Annotated in this window: 14 protein-coding genes, 1 tRNA gene and 2 pseudogenes; 7 read left to right on the top strand and 10 right to left on the bottom strand. The window is 70.4% G+C overall.

Annotation, left to right across the window (positions count from 1 at the left end):
- Positions 1–57 precede the first annotated feature (57 nt).
- The gene (locus B7P34_RS04090) at positions 58–522 is read right to left on the bottom strand and encodes a RidA family protein (protein ID WP_106674388.1); all 465 of its coding nucleotides are present in this window, start codon (positions 520–522) and stop codon (positions 58–60) included.
- Positions 519–677 carry a DUF4177 domain-containing protein gene (locus tag B7P34_RS04085; RefSeq protein ID WP_086785308.1) on the bottom strand — a complete coding sequence of 53 codons (159 nt, stop codon included), beginning with the start codon at positions 675–677 and terminating at the stop codon, positions 519–521. Before B7P34_RS04085 ends, B7P34_RS04090 begins: the two co-directional genes overlap by 4 nt.
- Positions 678–770: 93 nt before the next feature.
- Between B7P34_RS04085 and B7P34_RS04080 the strand changes: the two genes are divergently transcribed.
- Together B7P34_RS04080 and B7P34_RS38225 are read left to right on the top strand one after the other, a co-directional pair.
- Positions 771–1763: an ArsA family ATPase gene (locus B7P34_RS04080; protein WP_106674387.1), complete on the top strand. Its 993-nt coding sequence runs from the start codon at positions 771–773 to the stop codon at positions 1761–1763.
- Positions 1764–1909: 146 nt separating this feature from the next.
- Positions 1910–2818, top strand: a pseudogene (locus tag B7P34_RS38225) (ArsA family ATPase); the annotation flags it as partial.
- A gap of 600 nt (positions 2819–3418) precedes the next feature.
- Here the strand turns inward: B7P34_RS38225 and B7P34_RS04070 are convergent.
- Entirely contained in the window at positions 3419–3754 is a 336-nt protein-coding gene (locus tag B7P34_RS04070; protein ID WP_189382430.1) for a WhiB family transcriptional regulator, read from the bottom strand.
- 384 nt (positions 3755–4138) lie between these two features.
- Between B7P34_RS04070 and B7P34_RS04060 the strand changes: the two genes are divergently transcribed.
- Positions 4139–6367 (top strand): transglycosylase domain-containing protein, encoded by a 2229-nt coding sequence (locus B7P34_RS04060; protein WP_106674384.1) that lies wholly within the window; start codon positions 4139–4141, stop codon positions 6365–6367.
- A 112-nt stretch (positions 6368–6479) separates the two neighbouring features.
- On the opposite strand, the gene B7P34_RS04055 is transcribed toward B7P34_RS04060, so the two are convergent.
- On the bottom strand, positions 6480–6944 hold the full coding sequence (locus B7P34_RS04055; RefSeq protein WP_106674383.1) for a GatB/YqeY domain-containing protein: 465 nt from the start codon (positions 6942–6944) through the stop codon (positions 6480–6482).
- Positions 6945–7155: 211 nt separating this feature from the next.
- Between B7P34_RS04055 and B7P34_RS04050 the strand changes: the two genes are divergently transcribed.
- From B7P34_RS04050 to B7P34_RS04035, 4 genes are all read left to right on the top strand, one after another.
- Positions 7156–8082: a metallophosphoesterase gene (locus tag B7P34_RS04050; protein ID WP_106674463.1), complete on the top strand. Its 927-nt coding sequence runs from the start codon at positions 7156–7158 to the stop codon at positions 8080–8082.
- 51 nt (positions 8083–8133) lie between these two features.
- A complete protein-coding gene (locus B7P34_RS04045) occupies positions 8134–8892 on the top strand; it encodes a Pr6Pr family membrane protein (protein ID WP_106674382.1) in 759 nt (252 codons plus the stop codon).
- Positions 8893–8938: 46 nt separating this feature from the next.
- Positions 8939–9012 (top strand) — tRNA-Pro (locus B7P34_RS04040).
- A 319-nt stretch (positions 9013–9331) separates the two neighbouring features.
- Positions 9332–10639: a ricin-type beta-trefoil lectin domain protein gene (locus B7P34_RS04035; protein ID WP_106674381.1), complete on the top strand. Its 1308-nt coding sequence runs from the start codon at positions 9332–9334 to the stop codon at positions 10637–10639.
- Between the two features lie 100 nt (positions 10640–10739).
- Here the strand turns inward: B7P34_RS04035 and B7P34_RS04030 are convergent.
- From B7P34_RS04030 to B7P34_RS04005, 6 genes and pseudogenes are all read right to left on the bottom strand, one after another.
- Positions 10740–11678, bottom strand: a pseudogene (locus B7P34_RS04030) (hydroxyacid dehydrogenase); the annotation flags it as partial.
- A 100-nt stretch (positions 11679–11778) separates the two neighbouring features.
- Positions 11779–13314: an L-lactate permease gene (locus tag B7P34_RS04025; protein WP_106674380.1), complete on the bottom strand. Its 1536-nt coding sequence runs from the start codon at positions 13312–13314 to the stop codon at positions 11779–11781.
- Positions 13311–15305, bottom strand: a complete 1995-nt coding sequence (locus B7P34_RS04020) for an FAD/NAD(P)-binding protein (RefSeq protein WP_189382428.1) — start codon at positions 15303–15305, stop codon at positions 13311–13313. The genes B7P34_RS04025 and B7P34_RS04020 overlap by 4 nt, the downstream gene beginning before the upstream one ends.
- Before the next feature lie 53 nt (positions 15306–15358).
- Positions 15359–16396, bottom strand: coding sequence for a 2,3-diaminopropionate biosynthesis protein SbnB (sbnB, locus tag B7P34_RS04015; protein ID WP_223267480.1), 1038 nt, complete (start codon positions 16394–16396; stop codon positions 15359–15361).
- A gap of 38 nt (positions 16397–16434) precedes the next feature.
- On the bottom strand, positions 16435–17427 hold the full coding sequence (gene sbnA, locus B7P34_RS04010; RefSeq protein WP_106674377.1) for a 2,3-diaminopropionate biosynthesis protein SbnA: 993 nt from the start codon (positions 17425–17427) through the stop codon (positions 16435–16437).
- Between the two features lie 326 nt (positions 17428–17753).
- Complete coding sequence (locus B7P34_RS04005) at positions 17754–18929, bottom strand: lactonase family protein (protein ID WP_223267479.1); 1176 nt, start codon at positions 18927–18929, stop codon at positions 17754–17756.
- Between the last annotated feature and the right edge of the window lie 33 nt (positions 18930–18962).

Raw genomic sequence — 18962 nt, 5'->3', positions numbered from 1 at the left:
CTCAGCCCCTGCCCGGCTCCCTGCGGCCCGGGCTCAGGCCCTGGGCTCCGGACGGACTCAGTCCCGGACCTCGACCACGAACTCGACCTCGACCGGCGCGTCCAGCGGCAGCACCGCGACGCCCACGGCCGAACGGGCGTGCACGCCCTTCTCGCCGAGCACCTCGCCCAGCAGCTCGCTGGCGCCGTTGAGGACGCCCGGCTGGCCGGTGAAGTCGGGGGCGGAGGCGACGAAGCCGACGACCTTCACCACGCGGACGATGCGGTCCAGGTCACCGACGACCGACTTGACCGCCGCCAGGGCGTTCAGCGCGCACGTCGCCGCGAGCTCCTTGGCCTGCTCGGGGCTGACCTCGGCGCCGACCTTGCCCGTCACCGGGATGGAGCCCTTGACCATGGGCAGCTGGCCGGCGGTGTAGACGTACGCACCGGAGCGCACGGCCGGCTGGTAGGCGGCGAGCGGCGGCACGACGTCGGGCAGGGTCAGCCCGAGCTCGGCGAGCCGGCTCTCGACGGCGCTCACGGCTTCGGCCGCTTGAGGTAGGCCACCAGCTGCTCGGGGTTGTTCGGCCCCGGGACGACCTGGACGAGCTCCCAGCCGTCCTCGCCCCAGGTGTCCAGAATCTGCTTGGTCGCGTGCACGAGCAGCGGCACGGTGGCGTATTCCCATTTGGTCATAGGGCCGACTGTAATGCCTCCCGCCGACAACGAATGACCTCATGTCGCCACCTGGCGCCACAAGGGCGTTGCCGACGAATTAGGCTCCGATTCATGAGCAGGCTCCATGTCGTCAGCGGCAAGGGCGGAACCGGCAAGACCACGGTCGCCGCGGCACTCGCGCTTGCCCTCGCCGCCGAGGGCAAGCGCACTCTCCTGGTGGAGGTGGAAGGCCGTCAGGGCATAGCCCAGCTGTTCGAGACGGAAGCGCTGCCGTACGAGGAGCGCAAGATCGCGGTGGCGCCGGGCGGGGGCGAGGTGTTCGCCCTGGCCATCGACGCCGAGCGGGCGCTCCTCGACTACCTGCACATGTTCTACAAGCTCGGCAGCGCGGGCCGGGCGCTGCGGAAGATCGGCGCCATCGATTTTGCGACAACCATCGCACCCGGGCTGCGCGACGTCCTGCTGACCGGCAAGGCCTGCGAGGCGGTCCGCCGCAAGGACCGCACGGGCCGCTTCGCCTACGACCACGTGATCATGGACGCGCCGCCCACCGGTCGCATCACCCGCTTCCTCAACGTGAACGACGAGGTGGCCGGGCTCGCCCGGATCGGCCCGATCCACAACCAGGCGCAGGCCGTCATGCGCGTGCTCAAGTCGCCCGAGACGGCGGTGCACTTCGTGACGCTGCTGGAGGAGATGCCCGTCCAGGAGACGCGCGACGGCGTCGCGGAGCTCCGTGCGGCAGGCCTGCCGGTGGGCGGTGTCGTCATCAACATGGTGCGGCCGGAGATATTGGACGCAGCGGCCGTGGAGGCCGCCGCGAACGGCCGGCGGGCCGCCGTGGCGCAGGCCCTGTCGCACGCCCTGGAGCGCACCGGATTCGGGGGCGCGCGCAACCCCGGCCTCGCCGAGCAGCTCGTCGATCCGCTGCTGACCGAGGCTCGCGAGCACACCGAGCGGCTCGCCCTGGAGGGTCGCGGCCGCGCGGGCATAGCGGAGCTCGGCCTGCCCACGTACGAACTGGAACTGCTCGGCGACGGCGTTGACCTCGCGGGTCTCTACCGCATGGCGCGCGAACTGCGGAAGCAAGGAGTGGCGCGTTGACAGCAGAGTCGACGGCGGGAGTGCCGGCCCAGCGGAAGGGTCTCGATGCCGCTTCCCGGCCGAAGGGGCCCGACACCGGCCCCCAGTGGAAGGGGCTCGACGGCGCCTCTCGGCGTCAGGGCCTCGACAGCGCTTCCGTCCTCGCCATCGACCCCGTCCTGGACAACCCGCGCACCCGCATCGTGGTGTGCTGCGGCTCCGGCGGCGTCGGCAAGACGACGACCGCGGCGGCCCTCGGCGTGCGGGCGGCGGAGCGCGGCCGGAAGGTCGTCGTCCTGACGATCGACCCGGCGCGCAGGCTGGCGCAGTCGATGGGCATCGAGGAGCTCGACAACGTGCCCCGCCGGGTGCCCGGCATCGACTCGTCCGCCGGTGGCGAGCTGCACGCCATGATGCTCGACATGAAGCGGACCTTCGACGAGATCGTGGAGGCGCACTCCGACAAAGAGCGCGCCCGGGCGATCCTGGAGAACCCCTTCTACCAGTCCCTGTCGGCCGGCTTCGCCGGCACGCAGGAGTACATGGCCATGGAGAAGCTCGGCCAGCTCCGCTCCCGCGACGACTGGGACCTGATCGTCGTGGACACCCCGCCGAGCCGCTCCGCGCTCGACTTCCTGGACGCCCCCGGGCGGCTGGGGTCGTTCCTGGACGGCAAGCTGATCAAGCTGCTGGTCGCGCCGGCGAAGCTCGGCGGGCGGGCCGGGATGAAGTTCCTGGGCGTCGGCATGTCCGTGATGAGCGGACCGCTGAACAAGCTGATGGGGGCCCAGCTCCTGCGGGACGTCCAGACGTTCGTGGCCGCCATGGACACCATGTTCGGCGGATTCCGCACCCGCGCGGATGCCACGTACCGGCTGCTGCAGGCCCCCGGGACGGCCTTCCTCGTCGTCGCGGCGCCCGAGCGGGACGCGCTGCGGGAGGCGGCGTACTTCGTGGAACGGCTGGCCGCGGAGCGCATGCCGCTGGCGGGGCTCGTGCTCAACCGGGTGCACGGAAGCGCGGCCGACCAGCTGACGGCGGAGCGGGCGCTGGCCGCGGCGGAGGCTCTCTCCGAGGGGCTCACGGGTGCGTCGGCGGACGCTCCGGAGGCGACCCCGGCAGGAACATCGGAAAATCTTGCTGCCGACGGCATTGTGGATCGTGACAGCGGGCAAGCTGGGTCACGTACCGCCCGCGTCGCAGGCACCGACGCTCCCACAGCCCCGTCTTCTCCGTCCTCTCCCGAGAGCGGCCTCCCCCAGCCGGCATCTTCGGGAGAACCGAGCGACGCACCGGAGAGCGGCGTTGCGGAAAGCGGTGCATCGGAAAGCGGTGCTGCGGAGGGTGGCACTTCGACAGGTGGCACTTCGGAGAGCGATGTAAGCGACGCATCGGAGACCGACGCGTCCAGGACGGCAGCCGGCCTGCTGCGACTGCACGCCGAGCGCATGCAGGTGCTCGACCGTGAGCGCCGCACGCGCGACCGCTTCACCTCTCTGCACCCGGAGGTGGCGGTGGCGGAAGTGGCCGCCCTGCCCGGCGATGTGCACGACCTGGCGGGACTGCGGGAGATCGGCGAGCGCCTCGCCGCCCAGCCCACTGCCACCGCCCCGGTGGACGCCCCGGCCCCTGCGAGCGCCGACGCGGAGTAGCGGAGTGGTGGTCCTGCCCCGGCCCTACCCGACCGCCGCGTACTCGCCGTACTCCTCGTCGCCCAGCGGCAGGATCCCCGCCCCGCGCTCGTATTCCGTACGGGCGGTCTCCAGGAGCCTGCGCCACGAGGTGACGGTCGGCCGGCGCCGCAGCAGCGCCCTGCGCTCGCGCTCGGTCATCCCGCCCCACACGCCGAACTCGACGCGATTGTCCAGCGCATCGGCCAGACACTCCGTGCGCACCGGGCACCCGGTGCATACCGCCTTGGCCCTGTTCTGTGCAGCGCCCTGAACGAACAGTTCATCCGGATCGGTAGTGCGGCAGGCGGCCTGCGCACTCCAGTCGGTTACCCAGCCCATGCTGGCGCCGTCCTCTCCCGAATCGGGGCTCCCCCACGGCGGCAGCGGCATATTCACCGTTGCCAGTTGAGGACGTTACGGAAGGCAGGCAGGGGGCAACACCCCCTTCGGGCCCAATCTTGGATGGCCCGAACGGACTATGCGTACGCGGCAGATCACCCAACGGAGTGAGCGGACGACATTGCCGACCAATCCGCCATATCGGGGCAGGTCACCCGGGTTACAAGACCCAGAAAGTGACACGGACGGCAATACGGACACATCTCATCACCCACAAGAGTGAGGGCAGAGATGATGCTGAATCACACCGCAGTGACTGGCGTGAAACAGCGTAGGCGAACACACGGGCGTCTGTCCGCCGAATGAGAACGTAGGCTTCCCTCCATGGGTAAGAAGCGCTCGGGCGAGGGGTCCAACAGGACCCGGATGGCCGCCAAGTTCCTAGGTGTCAGCGTGCTCTCCGGTGCGGTTCTGGCGGGCCTGGCCCTGCCTGCCGTCGGGGCCTTCGGACTGGTGGCCAAGGGGTCCGTCGAGGGGTTCGACGAGATCCCGGCCAGCATGAAGACCCCGCCACTCAGCCAGCGCACCACAATCCTGGACGCCGAGGGCGGCGAAATAGCCAAGGTCTACTCGCGGGACCGTACGGTCGTACCGCTGAACGAGATCTCCCCGTACATGCGGAAGGCGATCGTCGCCATCGAGGACGCGCGCTTCTACGAGCACGGCGCGATCGACCTCAAGGGCGTGCTCCGCGCGGTCAACAAGAACGCCCAGTCCGGCGGCGTCTCCGAGGGCGCCTCCACCCTCACCCAGCAGTACATCAAGAACATCTTCGTCGAGGAGGCCGGCGACGACCCCGACAAGGTCGCCGTCGCCACCCAGCAGACCCTCGGCCGCAAGGTCAAGGAGCTGAAGTACGCCATTCAGGTGGAGAAGGAGCTCGGCAAGGACCGGATCCTCAACAACTACCTGAACATCACCTTCTTCGGGCAGCAGTCCTACGGCGTCGAGGCCGCCTCCCAGCGCTACTTCAGCAAGCGCGCCAAGGACCTCACCCTGGCCGAGTCGGCGATGCTGGCCGGCATCGTCCAGTCGCCGAGCCGCTACGACCCCGTCAACGCCCCGAACGAGGCCGTCAAGCGCCGCAACACCGTGCTGCAGCGCATGGCCGAGCTCAAGGCCATCACCCCGGAGGAGGCCGCGGCCGCCAAGGCCGAGCCCCTCAAGCTGAAGGTCACCCGGCCCAAGAGCGGCTGCATCACCGCCGTCAGCGGCGCGGGCTTCTTCTGCGACTACGTCCGCGAGGTCTTCCTCAAGGACCCGGTCTTCGGCAAGACCAAGGAGGCGCGGGCCAAGCGCTGGAACGAGGGCGGCATGACGATCCGCACCACCCTCGACCCGCAGACGCAGAAGTCCGTGCAGAAGTCGATCACGGACCACGTCTACCAGTCGGACTCCGTGGCCACCGCGATCTCGATCGTCCAGCCCGGCACCGGCAAGGTGCTCGGCATGGGCCAGTCGCGCCCGTACGGCTTCGGCGACCACCAGACGCAGATCAACCTCTCGGCCGACAAGAACCGGGGCGGGTCGAACTACGGCTTCCAGACCGGCTCCACCTTCAAGCCGATCCTGGCGGCGGCCGCTCTGGAGGAGGGCATCTCGCCCAACAAGTCGTACTCGTCGCCGTACCAGATGCCCTACCCGGACGCCGTGGACACGTGCACCGGCACGTGGAAGAACTCCGGCGGCGAGATGGTCAGCAACGAGAACCGGAGCGAGGCCGGCCCGTACGGGATGCGGGAGGCGACCGCCAAGTCGGTCAACACCTACTTCATCCAGATGATCGGTGACATCGGCACCTGCCCGGTGACGAAGATGGCGGAGAAGCTCGGCCTGAAGCCGGCCTCCGGCGCCGACATGGACCAGGTCCCGTCGATCGCGCTCGGCACGCAGGGCATGTCCCCGCTGACCATGGCCTCCGCCTACGCGGCCTTCGCCAACGGCGGCACGTACTGCACGCCGGTCCTGATCACCTCGGCCACCGGCCCGAACGGCAAGAGCCTGCCCGTGCCGAAGACGAAGTGCTCGCGGGCCATGTCCGAGCAGACCGCCGACACCGTGAACACGCTCCTCAAGGGCGTCGTCGAGGACGGTACGGGCAAGGAGGCCGGTCTGTCCGGCCGCGACAGCGCCGGCAAGACCGGTACGACGGACGGCCGCAAGGCCGCCTGGTTCGTCGGCTACACGCCCAACATGGCCGGTGCGGTCTGGGTCGGCGGCCCGGGCAAGGACGTCGAGATGGAGAACATCACCATCGGCGGCCAGTACCACGACAAGGTCTACGGCGGCGACACTCCCGGCCCGATCTGGCGCGACGCGATGGCCGGCGCCCTGGAGGGCAAGGAGGCCCCGAGCTTCGACACGGTGGCGGTCGGCGGCGGCGAGCGCGGTGACGCCGGCAAGGGCGACACCGACAAGGACGGCACGGCCGGCAACGGGCGCGGCAGGAACAAGCCGGGCAACGGCGGCAACAAGCCGGGCGGCAACAAGCCCGGTGGGGGCGCCGGCGGGCGTCACAACCAGCCGGGGCAGGGCCAGGACGGCGGCCGCTGAGGCGGCTGACGCACGCATACGAGAGACGCACACATACGAGAAGGGGCGCCCGGACCGTTTCGGTCCGGGCGCCCCTTTGCTTCTATGCGCCGGTGCTTCTATGCGCCGGTGATCAGCCGGCGAGGAGCCGCTTGACCTCCGCGGCGACGCGGCTGCCGTCGGCGCGGCCGGCGACCTTGGGGTTCACGATCTTCATGACGGCGCCCATGGCCTTCGGCCCCTCGGCGCCGCCGGCCTTGGCCTCGGCCACCGCCTCGCCGACGATCGCGGCAAGCTCCTCGTCCGACAGCTGCTTCGGCAGGTACGTGGCGAGGACCTCGCCCTCCGCGCGCTCCCGCTCGGCCTGGTCGGCACGGCCGCCCTTGTCGAACGCGTCCGCGGCCTCACGGCGCTTCTTCGCCTCGCGGGTGATCACCTTCAGCACCTCGTCGTCGGAGAGCTCACGGGCGGACTTGCCCGCGGTCTCCTCGTAGGCGATGGCGGAGAGGGTGAGCCGGAGGGTGGAGGAGCGCAGCTCGTCACGCGCCTTGATGGCGGTGGTGAGGTCGTCGTGCAGCTTGGCCTTGAGCGTGGTCATGCCGCAATCTTCGCATTGGGCGACGGATGTCGCGCCGCATTAAGCCGACGGGGCGGGCGGACCGGCCGGGCGGGGCCGACGGAGGATGCGAGGCAGGGCCGGCGGAGGACGCGGGGCAGGGCCGGCCCGGGATGAACGACAGCTCCCGGAACCCCCCGGTTGTCCACAGCCCGTGACGGGCAAGTCCCCATGGTCTGCGACCATGTACCCCATGCGCGCTCGATACGGAGTACCCCTGGGAATCGCGGCAGTCGGCGCTGCCGGACTCGCCTACGCCGCCGGCTTCGAGGTCCGGTCCTTCCGGCTGCGGCGGGTGACCGTTCCCGTGCTGCCGGCCGGTATGCGGCCGCTGCGGGTGCTCCAGGTCTCCGACATCCACATGGTCTCCGGGCAGCGCAAGAAGCAGCGCTGGCTGCAGTCGCTCGCGGGCCTCCGCCCGGACTTCGTGATCAACACGGGGGACAACCTCTCCGACACGGAGGGCGTGCCCGAGACACTCGACGCGCTGGGCCCGCTGATGGAGTTCCCGGGCGCCTACGTCTTCGGTTCGAACGACTACTACGGCCCCAAGCTGCGCAACCCCGGCCGCTATCTGGTGGAGCGGATCAGCGGCCGGCACGGCCTCAACGGCAACGCCCCGGCGGTCGACGTGCCCCGCAACCCGTGGGAGGAGCTGCGCGACGGCTTCGACGCGGCGGGCTGGGTCAACCTGACCAACACCCGCGGGGACCTCAAGGTCGCGGGCTACGACATCGCCCTCACCGGCCTCGACGACCCGCACATCAAGCGCGACCGGTACGCGGAGGTCACCGGCGGTCCCCGTGAGGACGCGGACTTCTCCATGGCGGTCGTCCACGCCCCGTACCTCCGGGTCCTCGACGCCTTCACCGCCGACCGCTACCCGCTGATCCTCGCCGGGCACACGCACGGCGGCCAGCTGTGCATCCCCTTCTACGGGGCGCTGGTCACCAACTGCGACATCGACACCGACCGGGTCAAGGGCCTGTCGACCCACAAGGCCGGCGGCCACCGCTCCTACCTGCACGTTTCCGCAGGCTGCGGCACGAACCGCTACACCCCCGTCCGCTTCGCCTGCCCCCCGGAGGCCACCCTCCTCACTCTCGTCCCCCGCGACTGAGCCGCGCGACGGGCCGGGGAGGTTTCCGGAGCTCGCCCGTACGGTGGAGGGATGATCGACCCAACCCCCTCCACCACCCGGCGCGGCACGACCGACGCGGCGGGCGTTCCCGCTTCCGCGGTCGTCCCGGCCGGCCGCCGCCCCTTCGCGGCGGCCTTCCGCGCGCTCGTGGCCCTGGCCGCGCTCACCGGCATCGTCCTGGACACGATCGACTCGGACGACCTGGGCAGGCTCTTCAGCTACTTCACGATCCAGTCCAACATCCTGGTGGCGATCACCTTCGCCTGGGCCGCCCACCGCGCCTGGACCGCGCGCCCGGCCCTCTCCCCGCGGATCACGGGCGCCGTGCTGCTCTACATCTCGATCACGGGCCTGGTCTTCCACTTCGTGCTCTCGAACGACTCCAGCGGGTTCGCCATGACCAGCGAGCGCACGCCCCTGGAGTCGATCGCCAACCAGCTCCTCCACACCGTGACCCCGCTCACGGCCGCCCTCGACTGGCTCCTGCTCACGGCGCCCGGCGGCTTCCTCCTGCGCCACGCCGCGCAGTGGCTGGTCTACCCCCTCCTCTACCTCCCCTTCGCCCTGGTCCGCGGCGCCCTCCTCGACCCCGGCACGGAAGGCCGCTACCCGTACCCCTTCCTGGACGTCGACCTCCACGGCTACGACGGCATCGTCACCAACGCCGTCACCTTCGGCCTGGCCTTCTACGCCCTGGCCCTCACCCTGCTCCTCCTCGACCGCGTACGCCCCCACCTGCACGCCTCCCGAAACCGGATTTCACCTACGGGCTCCGGTCCGCTAAAGTAGAGCTCGTTGCGCCGGAGACCTGAGAAATCAGGGAATCGGAGAACATCGGGGTGTAGCGCAGCTTGGCAGCGCGCTTCGTTCGGGACGAAGAGGTCGTGGGTTCAAATCCCGCCACCCCGACAGGTGAAACACCAGGTCAGAGGCCTGATCCGCGAAAGTGGATCAGGCCTCTTGCTGTTTCGCGTGAATCTCTCGGCACGGCTCCCCCTGTGTGAGCAGCGACACAACGGCGCCCATGGAGGGCGGGGAGCCCGCGACGGCGGTCGGCGTCCCCTTTTGTCCGCGTCTCTTGTCCGTGTCGGCGGCAATGGCTTCGACGGCCGGCCCGGCTGCCTGATCACTGCGGTTGCCGGACGCCCTAGGATCGCAGCGCCCCGGCGGACGGGACGGTCACCGTCCGGGGCAGCCAGTGAAGCAACGGGGAAAGGCTGATCTGAACATGCGACTTACCGGCAAGCGCCGAATAGCCGTCGTCGCCGCGAGCGCCGTGGCGGCGATCGCGGCGACGGCGCAGTTCTCGCCCGGTGCCTTTGGCACTGAGGGCACTGAGGGCTCCGAGGGCGCCGCTACGGAGACCACCGCCGCGGCGTCGGCGAACGAGCCGTCCGGCCAGGCGGATTCCGGCGTCTCCACGACCGACGGGACCGTCTTCGACAACGGTGTGATGTCGCTGGGCGCGGCACCCGTGCACACGAGGGCGGCGGTGGCCGCGGCTCCGCAGGGCGAGGGGTGGAAGCTGGCCAACGGCATGACCAAGTCACTGCCGACCGGCTACACGATCAAGTTCTACGACCAGCAGTCCGTGGACTGGCTGAGCCGCTACGTGAAGGCGTCCGCAGCAGACCTGAAGCGCATCACCAACCTGCCCATCTCCGTCGACACCACCCCCGTGGGCTGGAACTACTCCCGGCCCAAGGGCGAGATCGTCGTCGGGGTGCTCAAGCGCCCGTGCGTGCCGCCGGCGGACAACGGCCAGACCGGCTGGAAGATCGTCCGCGACGGCTCGGGGACCCCCAATCTGAGCTGCGGTCTCATCTCCTCGTCGATCCCGGGCACCGTGACCAGCGGGCACGCCTACATCGACAGCGAGTTCTTCACCAAGGACGGCAAGCCCGCTCCGTCCTGGGGCGAGACGTTCATGCGCAACCACATCAGCCACGAGCTCGGCCACACCATGGGCCTGACGCACGCGGACCGCAGCGCCACGCGCGGCGACTGCGCCACGGGCAAGGACTCCGGCGAGAAGCCGGTGATGTGCACCGCGAACCACGGCTACCAGGACGGCCGCGTGGGCACGTACGTCCAGCAGTTCGACGCGCAGGGCCTGCGCTACCTCGCCGCCGGCGCCGGCGTGGCCGTTCCGCCCCAGGGCAAGGTGACCGGCCTCGGCGGCAAGTGCCTCGACGTCAAGGGCGGGAAGGCGGTCAACGGCACGCAGATCCAGCTCTACACCTGCAACGGGTCCGTGGCGCAGTCCTGGATCCTGGGCAACGACGGTACGTTCCGCGCGCTGGGCAAGTGCCTGGACAACGCCCGCAACGCGAGCACCGACGGCAACAAGATCGAGCTCTTCGACTGCAACGGCGGTGCCTCCCAGCGCTGGTCGGTCAACGCGAAGGGGCAGATCGTGCACGTCGCGTCCGGCAAGGTCCTCGACGTGACCGGCGGCAGCACCGCCAACGGCACCAAGGTCCAGCTGCACGCGGCCAACACGTACAAGCGCCAGCTCTGGACCGCCCCGAAGTAAGACCCGGAGTAAGACTCGAAGTAAGAGTCGACCGTTTCGGGACGGTCCGCGAGCGTCAGGACAGGCCTTAGCCGAGGGCCCCCGCGAAGGGGCGCGGATTGTTCACCGCGTCCGGGACCGGGGCGCCCTTCAGGGCCAGGGACACCGACCTCGCCACCTGGGTGCCCGCCTTCTCCTGGGCCTCCCGGGTCGAGGCGCCCAGGTGCGGGGTGACCACCACGTTGTCCAGGGTCAGGAGGGGGGAGTCCGCGGGCGGCTCGTTCTCGAAGACGTCCAGGGCCGCGCCGGCGATGCGGCCGGTGCGCAGGGCGTCGGTCAGGGCGGCCTCGTCGATGATGCCGCCGCGGGCGACGTTGACGAAGTACGCGGTGGGCTTGGCCTTGCGGAGTTCCCGGTGGCCGATGAGGCCGGTCGTCTCCGGGGTCCGGGGGAGGTGGACCGTCACGAAGTCGGCACGGGTGAGGAGGTCGTCGAGGCCGGTCAGCTCGATGCCGAGGTCCGTGGCGCGATCCCCCACCACGTACGGGTCGTAGGCGATCACCTTCATGCCGAAGGCCGTCAGCCGCTCGGCCACCAGCACGCCGATGCGGCCCAGGCCCACGACGCCGAGCACCTTGCCCGAGAGTTCCACGCCCGTGAAGCGGCTGCGCTCCCAGGAACCCTGCTTCAGGGCGTGGCCGGCCTGCGGGACGTTACGGGCCGCCGCCAGCAGCAGTGCGCAGGTCATCTCCGCGGCGCTGACGATGTTGGCCGTGGGCGTGTTGGCCACGAGGACGCCGGCGCGGGTGGCCGCGGCCACGTCGACGTTGTCGAGGCCGACGCCCGCCCGGCCGATGACCTTGAGGCGCGGCGCGGCATCGATGACCTCGGCGTCGGCGCGGGTGCCGCTGCGGACGAGCAGGGCGTCGGCGTCCCGGACGGCTGCCAGCAGCGCGGCCCGGTCCGTACCGTCGACATGGCGGATCTCAACACCTTCGCCCAGCGCGTCGACCGCCGCGGGCGAGAGTGGGTCGGCTATCAGCACTACCGGGTGCGTCATTTCACTTCTTCCGTTCTACGGTTCTACGGTTCTTCTGTCGGTCGGCTCTTTCGTTCTTTCGCGCTTACGCTCTTCCGCGCTTGCGTCTTTCGTTTCTCTCTTACTGCCACACGACCGCTATCGCTCCCGTCGTCAGGAACACGAGCGCGTGCACCGACAGCACCGTGCGCAGCACCCAGCGCGTGTCGACCGGGCGGCTCGTCGCCGTCTCCACCTCCGCCGGGGCCTGCAGCACCGGCGTCGCCGTGCGGCCCCCCGATGCGGATACGGCTTCCCGCTCCGGCACGACCGCCGCGGCCGCCGGCCCCGGCGCGTTCTCCGCCAGCTGCGCCGCCAGGACGACGCGGGCGCTGGAGGCGCCCGAGGCGAGCGCCGCGCTCACGTTCTGCACCGCCACGAGGTGGCCGGTGGAGTAGCCGAGGGCCTCGGCGGTGTTCGCCTGGCTGGCGGCGAACATCGCGTTGGCACCGGTGTTGGAGCCGGCGAGGAAGCCGCCGATGGCGCCGATCCAGGGCGCGAGCACGAGGTAGGAGGAGCCGATCGAGGCGCAGGCCTCGGCGAGCTCCCGGCTCATGCCGGTCACGGTGAGCAGGGTGCCCAGGGTCAGGAACACGACCGTCGTCAGGGTCACCTGCCACCAGCGGCCGAGCGCCGCGCGAGCGGCCGTGCCCAGCACGGGCTCACCGGCCCCCAGCAGCTTCGGCGTGAGGGCGGCGGTCAGGAGCAGCCAGCCACCGGGGCCGGCGACGACCGTCCACCACCCCTCCTTGACACCCGCCGACTCCAGGATGAGCCGGCTGATCAGGAGGCCGATGACGAGGAACGCGTACGGGGAGAGGGTCCGGCCGATGGGCTCCCGCCGCGTGCCCGCGCCGTCCTGCTCCAGCAGCCGCGAGACGAGCAGCAGGACGACCATGGTGACGAGTCCGCCGAGGACGCCGGCCAGCGGCACGCCGATGAAGGTGTTGACGGCCCAGACGGTGCCCCAGAGGGCGGCAACGGCCAGGACGAGGTCACCGGCCGAGGCCACGGCACGGCGCACGCCGAGCGCGACGATCAGCGCGGCCGATCCGGTGATGAGGAAGACCGGTGCGGAGAGGAAGGCGGAGTCGATGCCCAGTTGCTGGAAATCGACCCCTCCGAGCTCCGCCGCGACCAGACTGCCCGGCGCCAGGGATCCCCAGGGCACCGTGACCAGCCCCAGCAGGCCGACGACGGCGGCCTTCGCCGGTGGCAGGCCCAGTTGGCGCAGGAGGGGGATGGCCACGATGACGCCGATGCCGAAGCCGGTGAGCGATTCGGCGAAAGGCGTCACTCCAAGCATGACGAGCAGCACGGCACGGCTGGGCGAACTGCAGGCGCTGCCTATCCAGTTGCCCAGCCGGGACTGTGCTCCGGTACGCGTCATCAGCTCGCTGAGCAGGATGCCGCCGAAGAGGATCGCGGCCAGTTCGACGATCGTCGGCAGCATGTGCTGTTCCGCGTGCCCGAGTTCGCCGAGCGGGGTGCGGAAGGACGTGGCCGTGATGACGATCGCGGTGGCCAGTGCGGACAGGGCCGCGTAGAGCGCGCGCACGCCGAGGGCGAGGAGTCCCAGCGTGACGAGGATGGGGAGGGTTGCGAGAGCAGCGTTCACAGAGCCACCTTTGCGGATGATGTCTCTGTGGGTGACTTCTTTTCGGACACCTCTGCCGCGGTTTCGCCCCCTGCCTCACCCGCTGCCGCGAGCATCTCCACCACACTCCCGTGCGCGTCGTTCAGCGCCCGCGAGAACCCGCCCGGCGACGGCACGTAGTGGTTGTAGAACGTGGTGCCCTCGGACAGCGGGCCGAGCACCCACATCCGCTCGTCCGCCGCACCGTCGCTGCCGACCGGGTGCAGGCCGCGCGTGAGGTCCACGCCCCGGCTGTTCCCCACGGCGGCCCGGTGCCGGCGGATGGTGCCCGTACGGACCAGGCCGGCGAGCAACCGGCTGCCCGTGCGCTCGACGTCCGGCTGCCCGGACGTGGCGTGGCAGAGCCAGTCGGCGGTGGTGGAGTACGGCTCGGCCAGCCGGGTGGAGGACAGCCGCCAGCGATCGCCCGCCTCGTCCCAGGCCACCTCCGGCTCGGGCCCCAGCGGGACGGCGGCCACCCCGGCCCGGAGCAGGGCGAGCAGCTCCTGGTGCCGGTCCAGCTGGGGGCCGGTCACGGACCGGTTCAGCACGGCGGTGAAGGACCCGTAGAACTCGTCGTGGGACTTCTCGTCGAGCCCCGCGAAGTCGACGGCCCTGCGTATCAGCTCACGGCGGTCACGGAGCACCTCCAGCGCGGCCTTGAGCGGGCTGCCGGCCAGGCCGAGCTCGGCCTGCTCCAGGTCCTCCGCGAGGCGGCCGCCGTACCAGTCCTGGTAGGCGCCGCTGCCGGAGAGGTCGCCCGGCTCGGGGAAGAGCAGCTCCTCGGGGTCCAGGAGCCCGAAGGCCGCGCGGTGCTCGGCGTCCAGCCTGTCCAGCTCGGAGTCCAGACGTCCGGCCGCCACGGCCTCGCGGAGGGCGTCTGCCGTTCGGTCTTCAGCCGTACGGTCCTCAGCCGTACGGTCTTCAACCGTACGGTCTTCGGCCCTACGGTTCCCATCGCCGCCGAGCAGTCCCGCGCAGCGGAGGTGGAAGGCGATGCGCATTTCCGTGCGGACGAGCGGCAGCAGGTCGCCGTGGAGGCTGAGGCCGTCCTCGGGCGCGTCGGCCCGCAGGCGGTCGACGGCCTCCGCCGTGAACACCAGGGGCTCGTACAGCGGGCCTTGCCGGTTGGCCCGGGGGCGGGCGCGGAAGGGCAGCCCCGTGCGGGAGTACAGCAGGATGCGGGGCTCGGCTCCGCTCGGGACGTACCGCAGCGTCCCGTCGACCGTGGTGTACCTGCCGCCGCGGCCGAGGGTGAGCGCCGCGAGGGCGTCCATGCCGGACAGGCCGGTGCCCGCGAGGGCGACCGTCTGTCCGGGCCGGATGCCGGCGAACCGGCTCACCGGCGGGTAGATCTCGCGGACCCTGCGGTGCTCCCCCAGCGGCCGGTCCTGCTCGGGCAGGGCGGCCGGCGGGGTGTGTCCGGTGGTGAGGAAGACGTACGGGGTGGTCAGGACGCCGCCGTCGTCGAGGACGACACGGCGGTTGCCGTCGGGCAGGACCGTGAGTTCCACGGCCTCCGTCCGGTGGAAGCGGATCACCAGGTGGCCGGGCGCGCGGTCCACGACCCGCTGGAGGAACCAGGAGAGGTACTCGCCGAGGATGCGGCGCGGAAGGTAGTCGTCCGCGCGTATCTCGCGGCCTTCGGAGCCGAGCGTGTAGCCGTCCTCGGCCAGCCGGAGGCCGCGTTCCCGCACCCATTCGTACAGGTTGGGCCCGCGGTCGCCGACGGTGTCGCCGACGGTCGCCTCCTCGGGGAACGGCGAGACCTGGCTGCAAGTGGTGTTGAGCAACAGGTAATCCGGCTGGGCCGGGTCGTGAATGCCGATGGCGTCGCACCGCGGGTCGACGACGTCGACGGTGAAGGGCCGGGCGCCCCATTCGGGGGCCGCGGTCAGGGTGACGATCCGCTCCAGGACGCCGAGGCCGCGGGAGCCGAAACCGATGATGCAGACGCCGGGTTCGGTAGACAAAGCACCTTCTGTGGGCAAGGAAAAAGTGGGGGCAGCCTTGGAAGAAGTCACCGTCACCACCGGCGGGTCTCGCCGAAGAAGTCCGGCACGTCCACGGCCTCGCCGCTCTCCCGCGCCGTGCGGTAGACGTGCATGCCGACGGCGAGGTCGAGGACGCCCAGCCCGAACGGGGAGAAGATCACCGGACGGTCCTCGACGGGCCGGACGTCACCGCGGATGACGTCCGCGAGCGTGCCGTCGATGAAGTCGCGGTGGCCGTACTTCTGCTCGGCCAGGTGCGGCGAGGTGTTGGCCGTCATGCAGTGGTCGACGTCGTCGAGGATGTTCTGCGCCCCCAGGATGATCTCCGGGCCGATGTCGCGCAGCGAGACGTTCAGCACGACCTGGCCGGCGGCGAAGGTGGCGGGGTCCGTGATGTACGGCTCACCGGCCGTGGTGGCCAGGACGACGAGGTCGGAGCCGGTCAGGGCGGCCGTCAGGTCGTCCTCGGTGGTTGTCCGGTGGCCCAGCGAGGAGGTGGCGTACTCGGCGAAGGCCTTGCTGTACTCGGGCAGCCGGTCGTGGATGACCAGCTCGTCCACGGACCACTCCTGGGCGGTGAAGAACTCCAGGATGTTGCGGGCGATGATGCCTGCGCCGACGATGGTCAGCCGCCGGGCGGTCCGCCCGCCGGTCAGCTGTTCCGCGGCCAGGACGGCCGAGGCGGCGGTACGGGCCGCGCTGATCTGGGAGGCCTCCAGGCAGGCGAAGGGGTAGCCGGTCTCGTAGTCGTTGAGCAGGAGGGCCGCGGAGGCGCGCGGGAACCCCTTGGTGATGTTGGCGGGGAAGCTGCTGATCCACTTGATGCCCGCGACGTCGGCCTTGCCTCCCAGGTAGGCCGGCAGCGCGATGATGCGGCTGTCGGGCTTGTCAGGAAAGCGCAGGAAATAGCTGTTGGGATTGACCGACTCGCCCGCGTGGTGGGTCAGATAGGTGTCGCGCACCTCCGAGACGATCTGCTGCCGCGTACGGGCGATGATGTCCCGTGCGGTCTTTCCGCCGATGACGCTGAACTCGAACATCGCTATCCCTTCGATAAGTTGGAAACTCATGGGCTCAGGAATGAGGACTTCGTGACTGTGGAAGAGGGCTACGCCGGAACCCGTGGACGCGGCAGCGACAGAGGCAACGCGTCCGCGCCGAACCGTTCCTCCACCCACGCGTCGTCATAGATGGTGCTGAGATACCGGTCCCCGAGGTCGGGTGCGATCGCCACGACCCGTGCGCCGGACGGGATTTGCTCCCTCTGACGCTCGACGGCGGCCAGCACCGACCCGGTCGAGCCGCCGGCCGCGATGCCGCGCCGCGCGGCCAGCAGCCGGCACATGTGGACGGCTTCGATCTCGGGGACCATGGCCACGTGCTCGATGTCCTCGATCCGTTCCGGATCGAGGATCTCGGGCCGCCTGCTGGTGCCCAGCCCCGGTATGTGGCGCCTTCCGGGCGGGTTTCCGAAGGTGACGGAACCGACGGTGTCGACGGCGATCACCTTTGTCCGCGGGGAGTTCTCCCGGAAGTATGCGACGCAGCCCATCAGCGTCCCGGTGGTTCCGGCTCCGACGAAGAGGTAGTCGATGTCGAGCCCCTGCTTGACGATCGCGGCCGCCGTGCGCTCGTAATGCGCCCTGGGATTGGCCGGGTTCGCGTACTGGTTGGGCCAGACGAGTGCGGGATCGGCGGCGATGCGCCGGTGAATGTAGTCGATACGGGACTGCAGGAAGCCCCCGTTGCTGTCCCGCTGGTCGACGGACACGACCTCCGCGCCGTAGGCCTGCATCAGCGCGATGCTGTGGGCGGACGTGTTGGGGTCGACCACGCAGGTGAAGCGGTAGCCGCGGGCGGCGCACACCGAGCTCAGCGCGATGCCGAGATTGCCCGAGGAGGATTCGATGACGTGCCCGCCGGGCGCCAGGAGGCCCCGGTCCTCCGCATCCTCGAGCAGGCCGACAGCGGCTTTCATCTTGATGGAACCGGCCGGGTTGAAGCCTTCGACCTTGAGCAGGAGATTTACTCCTGATATGAAGCCGGACAGGTCGAGAAAAACATCGTCCAGAATCATTTCGTGGGTGCTCTGATAGATCATTGATCGCCTCGCATTTCCGCGTACCCCGGGGTTTCCCCGTGTCCCGGGCGGGCCGGCGTGGCGGCGGACTGCGGCAGGTGGGAACATCACCGACCTGCTCTTTTCCACCGGCCTGCTGTTACGGGCGCGTCAGCGCAAAGGGTGTCAGGAGAGGCAGTAAGAAACGCGTACTCCACATGAGATCCCCCCGTTGCGCGGCGGCAGGCCGGGCCGCCACTCCCTGTTGATCAACTCTGGCCCGGACACGCCTCGCCGGTCCATGAGAACCGATGACGACAAGTCGTCATTCGAGTTCTCGTCACCCGCCGAGAAGGGGATAAACAATGTCAAAAGCGAACCAAGGTGCAGGCAGCACCCGGAGCGGTATACGAGGCTCCGGAAGGCGTCAGCCTGCCGCTCCCGGGATCGGCCCGGAACACGGTCACAGAACCTGACCGCTGGTTGGCCGCGAAGAGCAGGCGCTCGTCGGGGGAGAAGGCGATGTGGCGCGGGAAGTCGCCGCGCACCGGCTCGGTGTTCAGCAGGCGCAGCCGTGCGCCGGACGCCTCGACGGCATAGCGGGCGATGCTGTTGTGCCCCCGGTTGGCGAGATACGCGAAACGGCCCGACTTTCCGACCAAAATCTGCGCCGGATAGTTCCTGGTGCCGCCGGTGCCGGAGCCGGTGGGCCGTGCCGGTCCCGGGCTGAGGTCACCCGTCGCCGGGTCGTAGGCGCAGACGACGACCGTGTTGTCGAGTTCGTTCGCCAGATACGCGAACTTGCCGCGGGGGTGGAAGGTCAGATGGCGCGGGCCCGCTCCCGGCGCGAGGCTCACATGGGCAATTCGCGTGAGCCGTCCGGCGGTTGGGTCCAGGCGATACGTGTACACCGTATCGTTGCCGAGATCCACGGCGAGGACGAAGCGGCCGTCGGGGCTGGTGATGATCTGGTGGGCGTGCGCGCTCTCCTGGCCCGGGCCGGGCGGGGGGACGAGGTGGGGGACCACGTCGGACGGTTCGGCCAGGCCGCCCGTTGCGTCGATCGGGTGAACGGCGACGCTGCCCGAGAAGTAGTTGGCGGTCAGCAGCCAGCGACCGCTCGGGTGGACCGACACGTGGCACGGCAGGGCGCCGCCGGTGGTCCGCGTCCCCAGGATCCGGCGGTCGGCCAGCCGGACGGCCGTCACAGTGCCGTTCTGCTGCTCGTTGACGGCGTAGAGGGTGTGGCCGCGCGGGTGCAGCGCCAGGTAGGACGGGTCGGGCACCCCCTCGATCACTCCCGCCGCGGTCATCCGGCCCGTCCGCCGGTCGTACGAGGCGAGGCCGATACCGGAGCCGGTCCCGGAGCCGGAGCCGGTCCCGGAGCCGGTGCCTCCGCCCGGTACGGACGTGTACGCGCCGATGAAGACGAGGCCCGGCGGCGCGGGCGCGGGAGGCTTGCCGGCCCCGAGTGCGGCCCCCGCGGCGAGCCCGGCGAGCCCTGTCAGCAGTCCACGCCGCCCGGAGGCGCGTCGTTCTGGCACCGGTTCCGGCACCGGCTCCGACGCCGGCTCCGA

This window comes from Streptosporangium nondiastaticum, assembly GCF_003011965.1.
GTDB lineage: Bacteria > Actinomycetota > Actinomycetes > Streptomycetales > Streptomycetaceae > Streptomyces > Streptomyces nondiastaticus.
The sequence above is the reverse complement of the archived record's forward strand: the minus strand, read 5'-3'. Positions and strand labels throughout refer to the sequence as shown.